The 12,096-nt window shown below is 39.5% G+C and carries 12 protein-coding genes and 1 riboswitch; of the genes, 1 reads left to right on the top strand and 11 read right to left on the bottom strand.

What is annotated here, in order from left to right; genetic code table 11:
- The first annotated feature begins 1 nt into the window (after position 1).
- Positions 2-1,435: a VWA-like domain-containing protein gene (locus DOT_RS09950; protein WP_009617818.1), complete on the top strand. Its 1,434-nt coding sequence runs from the start codon at positions 2-4 to the stop codon at positions 1,433-1,435.
- A 25-nt stretch (positions 1,436-1,460) separates the two neighbouring features.
- Here the strand turns inward: DOT_RS09950 and DOT_RS09955 are convergent, their stop codons facing one another.
- The 11 genes from DOT_RS09955 to DOT_RS10005 form a co-directional block, all read right to left on the bottom strand.
- Positions 1,461-2,342 carry a DMT family transporter gene (locus DOT_RS09955; protein ID WP_009617820.1) on the bottom strand — a complete coding sequence of 294 codons (882 nt, stop codon included), beginning with the start codon at positions 2,340-2,342 and terminating at the stop codon, positions 1,461-1,463.
- Between the two features lie 83 nt (positions 2,343-2,425).
- Positions 2,426-3,214, bottom strand: a complete 789-nt coding sequence (locus tag DOT_RS09960) for an AraC family transcriptional regulator (protein WP_009617821.1) — start codon at positions 3,212-3,214, stop codon at positions 2,426-2,428.
- A 321-nt stretch (positions 3,215-3,535) separates the two neighbouring features.
- Positions 3,536-3,988 (bottom strand): ATP-binding protein, encoded by a 453-nt coding sequence (locus tag DOT_RS09965; RefSeq protein WP_009617825.1) that lies wholly within the window; start codon positions 3,986-3,988, stop codon positions 3,536-3,538.
- 143 nt (positions 3,989-4,131) lie between these two features.
- On the bottom strand, positions 4,132-4,602 hold the full coding sequence (locus DOT_RS09970) for a chemotaxis protein CheX (protein WP_009617829.1): 471 nt from the start codon (positions 4,600-4,602) through the stop codon (positions 4,132-4,134).
- A 57-nt stretch (positions 4,603-4,659) separates the two neighbouring features.
- Positions 4,660-5,022 (bottom strand): response regulator, encoded by a 363-nt coding sequence (locus DOT_RS09975; RefSeq protein ID WP_009617830.1) that lies wholly within the window; start codon positions 5,020-5,022, stop codon positions 4,660-4,662.
- Positions 5,023-5,140: 118 nt separating this feature from the next.
- Positions 5,141-6,160, bottom strand: coding sequence for a chemotaxis response regulator protein-glutamate methylesterase (locus DOT_RS09980; protein WP_009617831.1), 1,020 nt, complete (start codon positions 6,158-6,160; stop codon positions 5,141-5,143).
- Positions 6,161-6,166: 6 nt separating this feature from the next.
- A complete protein-coding gene (locus DOT_RS09985; protein WP_009617832.1) occupies positions 6,167-6,982 on the bottom strand; it encodes a protein-glutamate O-methyltransferase CheR in 816 nt (271 codons plus the stop codon).
- A gap of 123 nt (positions 6,983-7,105) precedes the next feature.
- On the bottom strand, positions 7,106-8,830 hold the full coding sequence (locus DOT_RS09990; protein WP_009617833.1) for a methyl-accepting chemotaxis protein: 1,725 nt from the start codon (positions 8,828-8,830) through the stop codon (positions 7,106-7,108).
- 20 nt (positions 8,831-8,850) lie between these two features.
- Entirely contained in the window at positions 8,851-9,345 is a 495-nt protein-coding gene (locus DOT_RS09995; RefSeq protein ID WP_009617834.1) for a chemotaxis protein CheW, read from the bottom strand.
- 53 nt (positions 9,346-9,398) lie between these two features.
- The gene (locus DOT_RS10000; protein ID WP_009617835.1) at positions 9,399-11,492 is read right to left on the bottom strand and encodes a chemotaxis protein CheA; all 2,094 of its coding nucleotides are present in this window, start codon (positions 11,490-11,492) and stop codon (positions 9,399-9,401) included.
- Positions 11,493-11,524: 32 nt separating this feature from the next.
- Positions 11,525-11,887 carry a response regulator gene (locus tag DOT_RS10005; RefSeq protein ID WP_009617837.1) on the bottom strand — a complete coding sequence of 121 codons (363 nt, stop codon included), beginning with the start codon at positions 11,885-11,887 and terminating at the stop codon, positions 11,525-11,527.
- 117 nt (positions 11,888-12,004) lie between these two features.
- A riboswitch (cyclic di-GMP riboswitch) is annotated at positions 12,005-12,089 on the bottom strand.
- Between the last annotated feature and the right edge of the window lie 7 nt (positions 12,090-12,096).

Genomic DNA, 12,096 nt, shown 5'->3' on the forward strand with positions numbered 1-12,096 from the left:
TATGAAAACTTTTTTTGACAACCAAGTTAAAGGGCTTTATGAAAAAATAAATATCATTATTAATGATTTTTCAAAAGCAAAATGCAAAGTTAGAAAATCTGAGATAAATATACCAAAAGAGTTTAAAGAAGAGTTTTTTAGCCTTGTAGATAAAGTTAATCTAAGTCTTATGGAAGACAAAGATAATTTCTATGGCTATTTTTTGCTGCAAATGTCCAGAGAAATACGATTTGACATAAGTAGCCCTACAGCTGTGAATTTTAAAGGAGCTAAATATGTTATTTATTTCAATCCTATCATCTTTTTAAATCTTAACATCAAACAAATGGAAAGTACCATAAAACACGAAATACTCCATGTATTATCCCTGCATTTAATAAGAGCCAGAGAATTCAAGGGTCGCTACAGCACATTAGCCCTTAATATGGCAATGAATATAGTCGTTAATACCTATTTAGATTATCTCCCCCCTTATGCTGTTACCTTGGAATGGGTCAATTTAAAGTATTCTTTAAAACTCCTGCCCTTTAACCCTTTTGAATATTATGTGGAAGAGATTCAAACTGCCCTGGACTTACTGGAAGCAGATGAGGATGAAGTTGAGGCCGATGATCATAATCCAGATGAAGCAGACGACCGCAACAATGGCGAAAAAATAGAAACCAATTATAATCCTGAAAAAACCCATGCCATTTGGGCAGACTCCAGTGATATCGATCAAAAAACGCTTCAAGAATTTACTGAGAAGTTTATAGATAATGCTCAAAAAGGCAGCATTCCAAGTTATTTAGAAAGCATGATATCATCCCTTAAAAACAGCAAGGGTGAATTGCCTTGGAATTTATATCTTAAAAAGTTGATGGGAGCCGTGGAAGGTAATAAAAAGAAGACCATAACCAGAAAAAACAGGAGACAGCCCGATCGATTCGATTTAAGAGGTCAACTTAGGAGTCACAGAGCAACCATTGTTGTTGCCCTTGATATCAGCGGAAGCATTAGCGATCAAGAGTTTAATCAAGCTATCAAAGAAGTCCTGGATATCGTTAAAAATTATAATCATGAAATTACTATTGTAGAATGTGATAGTGAAATCAGACGTGTGTATAAAGTCAAATCTTCAAAGAATATAAAAGAGAGAATTAATATCAGAGGCGGCACTAAATTTTCCCCGGTTTTTGAATATGCTAATAACCATATGGTTAATTTGTTAGTCTATTTTACAGATGGCAAAGGTGAAGAAAAGCTTCTCTCAATACCTAAAGGGTATAAAACGTTATGGGTTATTTCCGGGAGAGGTGATAAGCTTTCATTAAAAGAAGCTTATGGGGCAGTTAAAAAGCTTAAACACATTGAAACAAAAGATGATTCATTAAAAATGAGTGATGTTAGAAGAGATGGCTATTCAATGAATGACCAAGAAAGAATGCCTATTTAAGGACTATTATCAGGCACGTTGACGCTTACATTTGAATTAGATCTTTTTCTTGAGATAATTTTCTATCCTTAAGCACTCCCCCAATAAAGGTCGAACCCAATATCAAAATCCCACCCATAATCTGAGGGAGTGTTAATGTCTCTCCGACAAAGATCACACTGAACAAAATACCGAATAAAGGCTCCAAATAACTGTAGGTCACTATTTCAACCGATTTCATATGTGTATAGAGAGAAAAGAACATGGTATAAGCCACACTTGTATGTAATACACCCAATAAAATGGTATAAGTAATTGCTCTAGCATCCAAGTGTACTATCGTTAAAATATTTCCATCAAACAATACAAATGGCAGTAAAACAATCATCGCAGTAAATATTTGCACAAAGGTTGCCGTTTGATTATCCACCCTGACTTTAATACTGCGGTTAATAAGCACAATGGTTGCGTAAAGTATCCCTGAAATAGCACTAAGTGCCAGCCCCATGTATCCGTAACCTTCTGATAAATTATTACCCACAATCATAAAGAGGCCTAGAAACGAGATGAAAACAACTGCAATTTGAATCTTTGAGATAGCCTCTTTCAATAACAGCGGTGCAGATATCATTACATATACCGGGCACATATTGTAGATCATAACAGCAGATGAAATACTTGTATGTTTAAAACCATAAAACAAAGTTAACCAGCCAAAACCCAGTAATACGCCTGAAATAAGATAGGGTTTTAAAAGCGCCCATTTCACTTTATCCGATTTTTTCATTTTCATTACAATAAAAAGGATCGGCAGGGCAATTAATGCCCTCAGAAAAGCTAAACTTAAAGCGGACAATGGAATTGATCTTGTAAATACACCCAGACTCCCCCAGATAATCATAACAAGTACTAATTTAATTCTATTCATACAAAAACTCCTTATCTGTGCTAAGATCTTTACTAAGTCCAGAATAGCCCAATAATAAGGAGCTGTATTGTATAAAATTGACACTATCTTTTTAATTGCTGTGTATAGGTTGCTGGCGTAATACCATACATTTTTTTAAATTCTCGTATTAAATGGGCTTGGTCATAGAATCTCAATTCCTCACAAATATCAAATACGTCTACGCCTTTGCGCAATAACCTTTTAGCTTCAGCTACCCGATATTGCAAATGGTATGCAGCAGGTGTTGTTATGTATAACTTTTTGAAATTCCTAATTATGGAAAATTTATTTAATCCTGATATTTGCTGAAGTTTATCTAATGTTATGACATCCTTCACGTGATTTAAGATATAATCATGGATCGTTTTGACGATATCACTTGTATCTGTAGCATTAATTTCCGAAATGTCTTTATCTCCAAACTCTATCAATAATTCAATAAGTATATTTTCCAATGTGTCTGGAATCGTTTCTATTAGTAGTTGTTCAATAAAGCCTATTAATTTCTGAGCTTGATTCCCTGTTAACTTTTTGGCTTGACTAAAACTTACTACATCACTGTAGTAACTGGGATCAACAAATAACATAACATATGCCCAGTGATTGATATCTTTCGGTACACATCTGTGAGTCATTAATGGTGGTATAATGACACCATTACCTGATTTATAAAGAATAGTCTTATCGTTCAATGATAAATCAGTAGATCCTTCTCCTATATACCCTAATGAAAGTTCATTATGAACATGAGACTTATAAGCATGGGGGTTGTTTCTACACCGCTTGATTTCCACGCCTTTAATAATGCTTCTGCTAAATTCCATATGTCTGTCTTGTTCAATACTACTCATATAATCCTTGCCTGATATTCAAAATCAAACACTTTCCTTTCATTTTATTTTATTGTCTGATCCGGAAGGTCGGTGATTTTTCGGTAGGTATCTTCCACTATCTAGGGATTTTCTTTGATTTCCCAGACCTTCTCGGCTTTGGCCACTATTGCAAGAAGCCTTGCTCCAACATCCACAAATCTATCCCGCTTTCTCTTATGGAGACTTGTGAGTTTAAGTGCTGATCTTAAATTAGAATTATACACTTATTTATATATGAAGACAAAAAGGTTGCGCCAACAGCAACCTTTTTGTCTTCAGTAGTTTACTATATTTCAAGTACTACCCTGCAAGAACCTTGAAGCTCTTCAGCAATTTATTTTCCACCTTTTCAACCGCGGCAGCGACCTCCTGTGTCATTTCAAGCGTTTCATCTAAATTCACGAGTTTTCCGCTTGCTTTAGGAAGTCTGACGGAGAAACTGGTACCTTGCTCAGGTTCAGACCACTCCAAAATAATAGTCCCTTTCATACGTTCCGTTAATTGGCGTGAAATATACAATCCTAATCCGCTTCCGCCATACTGTCTTGAAATTTCAGAATCACCTTGGGTGAAAGCATTGAATAATTTTTCCTGTTTCTCTTTGGCAATGCCAAGACCGGTGTCCTCAATTATGATTTTTACAAACTGATCATCCTCAGCGGCAGATACAGTGACATTTCCTCTTTCGGTAAATTTGATGGCATTACCAATAAGGTTGAACAGAACCTGCCAAAATCTAGTTTCATCTGTCAAGACTGGTGAAAGAGTCCTTCCGGAATATTAATTAGAATTTCAATATTTTCACTTTGAATTAAATACCTGAATACGTCAACAACCATTGGCGCCCAAACGTTCCCTCCAAAGAATGCCTACTCATGCCTTCTTTAATCGATTGGCTAATTTCCATCGGCAAATGATACGTTAATCTCAATTTGTGATTCATCCTCAAATAACAAGGGTATACATACCACAACTGTATTTGGTATGCTCAATTGAATATTGTCTCCTGTTAAAATAGTAGGAGGTGTGATATCTACGATTATATTTTCTCTGGAAAATAAAGTTGCAGTATAGCCTAGGATCATATTGCATAATTCCCCAATGGCACTTTTTCCTATTTCATCGATTTCTGTAATCAGTGAGCATCCCATCATAACCGAAGCAATCTTACAACAGATTGCTTTGCTAAAGGACATTACGACACTCCCATGGAATCCACCCGTTATCCCTATTAGCACAAGGGTGCTTTCGCTCCTATAGGGTACATCTTTTCTATAAATTTTTCCCTTCTTGGTCTTTAGCCCAGTAACCTGTTCTATCATTTCAGCACTCGCAGATATAAAAGGATTGATATATTCAGCTTTCATTACCAATTCTCCTTCATGGTTTCGCTTTGCTTTCGTGAATTAAGTTGTAAAACTATTTTAAAGACCTAACACTTTATTAATCGTTTGATATAAAAACTCTTCCTTAAACGGTTTGACCACAAACGTTGTTGCTCCATTTATGATAGCCTCTTTGACCATTCCCTCCTGCCCCATTGCTGATACCATGATTACTTTAGCTTGAGGATCATGAGCCTTGATGGCTTTGAGTGCTTCAATACCTGACATCTCTGGCATGGTAATATCCATCGTCACAATATCAGGGTGTAATTCTTTATACATTTCAACGCCGATTAACCCGTTGGCAGCTTCCCCCACTATTTCTATATCATAATTGTTCATCATATTTCGAATGGAAAGTCGCATGAAAGCCGCATCATCGACAATTAGTAATTTCTTCAATTATCCCTTCGCCTCTTTCAATTTATGATTAACTTTCTGGAAAGTCTATGTTATCGTCTTAGTTACATTAAGATAACATACCCGTGATTTCTACTTTGTTCATCAAACCATCTTTGTCCTAACGCAGCATAGAATAAATCGTTTGAGCAATGCTTTCCAATGATGTTTGCTTTTCTACCGCGCCAATATTATAAGCAACCTTTGGCATACCATAAACCACAGCGGATTTCTCATCCTGACCTATGGTTCTTGCACCCTTTCGCCTCAAAGCAAGCAGACCTTTTGCCCCATCATAACCCATACCTGTTAGGATCACCCCAATTGCATTTCTACCAGCTTCCTTGGCAACTGATTCAAAAAGAATATCCACTGAAGGACAATGCCCATTGACTTTATCTCCTTCAAAGCATGTGACTTTATATCTCTCACCAACTTTTTTAACGGTCATATGCTGATCGCCAGGGGCTATCAGCACTCGCCCCTTTTCAACATAGTCACCTGTTTGAGCCTCTTTAACCTCCAGATTGGTTGATGCGTTAAGTCTTTCAGCAAACATTCGGGAAAAGCCAGGCGGAATATGCTGAACAATCACAATTCCTGGCATAGTTCTAGGCAAATATCTAAGCACATTGTAAATGGCCACTGTCCCTCCCGTAGATGCTCCAAAGGCTATTATCTTATTGATATCTGCAAGGTTAGATTCATCTTTAATTTTGGGTGAGGTATCTCTGGTTTTCTGCTGTAGCACCTTGGCAGCCGAAGCTATTTTCACCTTTTCGATCATCTCGTTGATAAAGTTTTCAACACTTCTGACTGACCTTACATCTGGTTTGCCCACAAAATCAACGGCTCCCACATTCATAGCATCAAACACAGCACTGCTTATCGTACTTACCACGATCACTGGTAGAGGATATTGGGGCAAAAGTCGCCGAATAAACTCGATACCACTCATTTTAGGCATTTCTACGTCACAAGTCATGACGTCTGGTTCAAATTGGATTATCTTTTCACTTGCATCAAAGGGATCGTTTGCGGTCGCCACAACTTCTATTGTCGGATCGGAAGCAATTCCTCTGGATAGGACCTCCCTAAATACGATACTATCATCAACAATCAGAACCCTGATTTTCTTCATATCAGTTTATTCCTTCCTATATATTGCAGGCATGATGTACTTAAACTTTGATTCTTCACGGTTTAATGATTCTGAGTGTCCGATAAACAGATAACCTCCATACTCCATTAAGTCGTAAAATTTATTGACCAGCTCACATTTCGTTTGGGCATCAAAGTAGATCATCACGTTCCGGCAAAATATCACATGGAACTTGCGCTTGAAGGGGAAGGGACTGTCCATGAGATTAAATTTTCTATATATCACTTCATTCCTTATCCTATCGACAAAGACAGATTTTTCGTTGTCAATTTTCCTAAAATAGTTGAGCCGCCACTGAGCAGGAAGGGTCGCTATCTCTTCATTTTTATAGACACCTTTTTTTGCTTCTTCAAGCACTCTGCTTGAAATATCGGTCGCTAATACTTTTGCATCCCACAATATTCTTTCTTTCCCGAAGAATTCATCGATCACCATTGCCAGGGTATATGGCTCTTCTCCAGAGGAACATCCAGCACTCCAAATCCTCAAATCCTTTGCTTTCACTTGGTTGGCAAGGTAAGGAAGCACTTTAGCTTTGCAATATTCGAAATGGTCGACTTCCCTCATGAAGAAGGTATGGTTGGTCGTCATTTTGTTGATCAGTATAGCTGCCGAATTTCCGGTTTTATCCGAAATAATGTGCTCATAATAATCGGAGAAGTTTCTGAAGTCGTTTTGGATAAGCACCTGATGAAGCCGGCCAGTTACCAGAGCTCGCTTTTCCTCACCTAAATGGATACCGTAATTTGCTTTTATGTAAGCTGCCAATTGACTGAATTCTTTATTGGTAATTCTAAGCATAGCCTCACCTGCCTTTCAATGGTATGGAGTGCCTTTCGGCTCACTCCATACCATTTCTTGTGTGCCTACAATACATCCTCATCCTGAACTAAAGCCTTTTGCGCAGTTCAACTGAACTACTTGTTAATACTTACCAAACTCCTTGTCGCTTAAGACAATCTTCGTCTTTGTTGCAGCCGCCTCGGCATAGGCCTCTTGCATAGGGCTTGAATTTTGGTTTCTCTTTTTGGACATACTTTCCAACATTTCTAATACTTCGGGACTTAATTCATCGAACTTGTTAGAGGTTCTGTTATTCTGTCTGAGTGTAAATTTCCCAACCATTTCCTTTAATAGTTCAGCTTGGCTGGATAGTTCTTCACTTGCTGCCGCACTTTCCTCGGAAGTAGCGGAATTAGTCTGAACAACCTCAGATACCTGCATGACTCCCTGATTAACCTGAGCAATGCCTGTAGCCTGCTCATTGGAGGCAATAGCAATGTCATTGACAAGGTTGGCAACCTTTTCAACACCACTAACTATTTTAGTGAGGGCTTCAGCAGTGTCTTTGGCAATCTTTGTCCCTCCCTCAACCTTCTTGATGGATCCTTCGATCATATCCGTTGTTTCTTTAGCTGCGTTTGCTGAACGGGCGGCAAGATTTCTGACTTCCTCTGCAACCACGGCAAAACCCTTGCCATGCTGACCTGCTCTGGCAGCCTCTACCGCAGCGTTGAGCGCCAGGATATTAGTCTGGAAGGCAATTTCATCGATAACCTTAATAATTTTAGAGATATTAGCTGAAGCATCATTGATTTCTTCCATAGCTTTGAGCATTTCCTTCATCTGGGTATTACCCTCTACGGCATTTGACTTGGCATTTTCCGCCAGTTCATTGGCCTGATTGGCATTCTGAGCATTTAACTTTGTCTGGGAGGATATTTCTTCAAGAGAGGCGGTCAACTGTTCAATGGAACTGGCCTGCTCAGTAGCTCCTTGTGAAAGAGCAATACTTGAATCCGATACCTGTTTTGACCCAGCTGCCACCTGTTCAGAGGAAGCATTTATGTTTGCTAGAACATCATTCAAGTTATCGACCATCTTTTTAAACGAACCTGAAAGCTTACCCAGTTCATCTTTGGATTGTACTTCGATGTCCATATCGAAGTCGCCATCGGCAAGTTTGGTTGCTGTTTCAACCATATTATTGACAGGTTTGCTTATGATCCTAGCTATGAAGATGCCAAGTCCTATGGCAATAACAATACCGACAATGATTACGATAATCATGGTTATTGTAGCAGTATTGGCTGTCGACGTATTCGTATCGGAGCTTTGTTTGGCCAAGGATGTTTTGAGATCAAAGAGGTTGTCCGTCTCTTTTTGGATCGAATCTGAGATCTGGGTTGCTTGGCTGCCCATCAAAAGATTGTACGCTTCATCCATCTGATTGGCTTGTACTGCCTTAATTACATCGGCTCTCAATGAGTCAAAATCATTCATTGCTTTGTCCAATTTATCGAAAGAGTCAAGCACACTTTGATCTGTTGAGACAGCTTTGAAAGCTGTCATGGCATCTCTTACAGCTTTGTCTTGATCCTCCAGCTTCTTTAAAAGGTCTTGCCTTTTACTAATATCTTTTTCCATATATAGGTTGCGTAAACCAACACGTTCTCTCTGATAAGTCCTGGCCACATTCGCCAAGCCCGGCAACGAGGCTGTGTGCCTTTGGTACATGTCAGTGTCCAAAGTGCTTATCTTTTGTAGGTTTATAACCCCGACTACCCCTACCACTCCTGCAATAATTGCCACGATGATAAAGCCGATGAGCAGCTTGGTAGCAACTTTTAAATTTAAATACCATTGCATAACTTAATTCCTCCTCACAATTATTGTACTTCACTTAAATTTTCCAGTTCATCATCTGTCAGTAGCTTTTCACAATCCAGCAGCAGCTTAACATCGTTCCCGACTTTGCCAATATTTTTTATGTACCTGTTATTGAAGCCTTTATTCATTTTTGGTGGTTCGACAATCCCTTGTTCTGGAATAGTTAGCACCTCTGAAACACTATCCACAATCAGTCCTATGGATATATCCTTGATGTCAACCACAATCACACAGGTCCTATCGTTATACTCCCTTGGTTCTTTTTTAAAGCGCAGCCTGACATCCATGACCGGGATGATCTTACCTCTTAGATTGATGATACCCTTGACATATTCCGGGAGTTCAGGTATTTCAGTTATAGCCTGGATTCCTATAATCTCTGTCACATATCTGATTTCAATGCCATAGCTTTCTCTGCCCAAGGAAAAGGTCAAAAATCTACCTGTTTGAGTGTCTTCCTCCATTTCCAGTGTGTTTTCAATGACGTCTACCATAGTTTCATCCCCTTCCTACCCATTTTAATTATTTAAAAGGACGGTTAAGATCCTTAGAAATTTATCAACCCCGCAGTTTCAAGAATTAGACTGATGCTTCCATCTCCCAACAGTGTGCACCCGGTCAGTCCCCGAATCTTCTTAAATCTTCGAATATACTCCGGCAAAGTCTTGACGACGACCTGCTGCTGCCCTAAAAGCTCATCTGCAAAGACACAAAGGGCTTTGTTATCCTGCTCAACCATAATGATTATTCCTTCGGCTAAGTTAGTAATGGTTGTCTTAATCTTATACAGCTCATGCAGGCGCAGGATCGGATAGCACTGACCTCTTACCATCATCATTTCATTACCGTCTGGGTCGGTGATCATGTCATTTTCCGTTGGTTTGAAGGACTCCATAATGGAGATGATAGGTATGGTATAATGGGAGTTTCCTACTTTTATATTCATCCCGTCTATGATGGCCAGGGTCAGAGGAATTTTCAACGTGAATACCGTTCCTTTGCCCAGAACACTCTCTATCGAAACTGTACCGCCAACAGTCTCAATGTTCTTGGTGACGACATCCATCCCCACACCGCGTCCGGAGAATTCGGAGACACTAGCCTTGGTTGAGAAACCCGGAAGGAATATGAGATTGAAAATTTCCTTATCCGTCATATCACTTTCAGACTTATAGAGTAAACCATTCTCTCTGGCCTTCTTCAGTATTGCTCCCTTATTCAATCCCTTTCCATCATCTTTTATAATAACAAGGACATCACTTCCGGCATTTTTGGCTTCCAAAGTAATGGTTCCACCCTGGGGCTTACCTTTAGCCTGCCTGTCTTCAGAGGGTTCAATCCCATGGTCAAGAGCATTCCGCACCAGGTGCATCAGCGGATCGGAGATATGTTCGATGATATTTTTGTCAACTTCGGTCTCCTCACCAATAATCTCCAGGCGCACTTCCTTGCCCAGTTTCTTACCCATATCCCGTACTATCCGATGCATTTTCTGGAAGGTAGCCGAGAGAGGCACCATGCGAATCGCCATGACCATGTCTTGCATCTCGCTAGTGATTTTATGTAACTGGCGTGCAGCTTTTTGGAAGTTGTTCAACTCCAGGCCGTTTAAATCAGGGTTCTGGATAACCATGGCTTCGGCTATCACCATTTCTCCCACTAAATCCATCAGTTGGTCTAATTTAGCCACGCTGACATTGATGATGCTCTGCTGGGTTACCGCAGAATAAATTTCTTTTTCTTCAGGGTCCTTGGCTACACTGTCTCGATTTGAAGAATCAGAAACTAAGACTCCGCTGTCTTCCAGGGATATTTTTCTTTCTATGTGCTGATTGTTTAATAGCTCGTTATCTTGCACCTGGTTTAACTGAAGATCCTTTAAATAGATTGTTCGAATCAGAACTCTATGAATTTCTTCCCAGGTGCGATCTGTTTTTAAAAATAGCGTAAACCCTTGTTCGCCAATAACTCTTGCACTATCCTCATGATCAAGATCCTCCGGAATATGGTAATAATCTTCGACAAAACCCTCCAGATCATTAACCACCCCAAAGGCTCGCAGGTTTTCCATTCCACAATCTTGTTCGAAACGAAGGGTTGCTTGAAATGTGTTCTTGAAGGACGCCGTTTCCACACTTACTTTATTTATGTAATATTGTTGCTTCCCCGAGGAACGATTTTCATGAGCGACGACTTGATCCACAATATTCGAATCTTCAGGTCTGGAAGCCTGACCTTTGATCGAGGCTTGAAAGACTCGCAAACGATTAATTAATTCAGAAGCATTGCCGTCCGCTTCATCTCCATTTCTAATCTTATGGATCTCCACTTTGATGAAATCAAGCCCCTCAAGCACTAAATCTGACAAATCTGTATAGTCAACATTCTGGGGTTTGTCCTCACGCAGGATAAAAAATAGGTCTTCCATAGAATGGGCCAGGGTTGAGATAGTGTTAAAGAGCATCATTGCTGAGGATCCTTTAATCGTATGCATTATTCGAAAGATCTCATTGATGGCGTCGGAAGCATAAGAGCCAGACCGTTCATTAGATATGATCAATATTTCCATTTGCTCAATCAGTTGCTCTGATTCAAAAATGAAGAGATCCAGCATAGGTTCATTGACAAACTGGTTCGACAATTCAATCCCCCCCTTCTAACTTGGAGTGTGCTTTAAACACCTAACACATTGTAAATTGTTTGATATAAGAACTCTTCTTTAAATGGTTTAACAATAAATGTTTTTGCGCCACTACGTATAGCTTCTTTAACCATCCTCTCCTGTCCCATGGACGAGACCATGATCACCTTTGCCTGAGGGTCAAAGGCCTTAATTTTCTTGAGAGCCTCAACACCCGTCATTTCCGGCATGGTAACATCCATAGTAACAACATCCGGGCGGAATTCTTTATACATTTCAACGCCTATTGCTCCATTGGCAGCTTCTCCGACTATTTCAATATCATAATTATTCATGATATTTCGAATGGTAAGCCGCATGAAAGCTGCATCATCCACAATGAGCAATTTCTTCATCTGACTCCAACCTCTCCTATCCCGCGTTACTTAGGGCTTTTTAGTCTAAAAGAATAAAGAAATCGCCATCCTAAACAGGCATGGCGACAAAGGCTTTGTTAATACCAAAGTAATTTATATGGTAACCCGGCTATCTTCACCTTAACATGGAAGACCCATGGCTTTGCGTCCTTGGCTTTCACCAAGTTTGCCTTTATCGTTTTTTATTT

The sequence above is a fragment of the Desulfosporosinus sp. OT genome, from assembly GCF_000224515.1.
Classification (GTDB): Bacteria; Bacillota; Desulfitobacteriia; order Desulfitobacteriales; family Desulfitobacteriaceae; genus Desulfosporosinus.

Coding starts and splice junctions, on each gene's coding strand:
- DOT_RS09950 (WP_009617818.1), top strand. CDS start 2: ATGAAAACTTTTTTTGACAACCAAGTTAAAGGGCTTTATGAAAAAATA.
- DOT_RS09955 (WP_009617820.1), bottom strand. CDS start 2,342: ATGAATAGAATTAAATTAGTACTTGTTATGATTATCTGGGGGAGTCTG.
- DOT_RS09960 (WP_009617821.1), bottom strand. CDS start 3,214: ATGAGTAGTATTGAACAAGACAGACATATGGAATTTAGCAGAAGCATT.
- DOT_RS09970 (WP_009617829.1), bottom strand. CDS start 4,602: ATGAAAGCTGAATATATCAATCCTTTTATATCTGCGAGTGCTGAAATG.
- DOT_RS09980 (WP_009617831.1), bottom strand. CDS start 6,160: ATGAAGAAAATCAGGGTTCTGATTGTTGATGATAGTATCGTATTTAGG.
- DOT_RS09985 (WP_009617832.1), bottom strand. CDS start 6,982: ATGCTTAGAATTACCAATAAAGAATTCAGTCAATTGGCAGCTTACATA.
- DOT_RS09990 (WP_009617833.1), bottom strand. CDS start 8,830: ATGCAATGGTATTTAAATTTAAAAGTTGCTACCAAGCTGCTCATCGGC.
- DOT_RS09995 (WP_009617834.1), bottom strand. CDS start 9,345: ATGGTAGACGTCATTGAAAACACACTGGAAATGGAGGAAGACACTCAA.
- DOT_RS10005 (WP_009617837.1), bottom strand. CDS start 11,887: ATGAAGAAATTGCTCATTGTGGATGATGCAGCTTTCATGCGGCTTACC.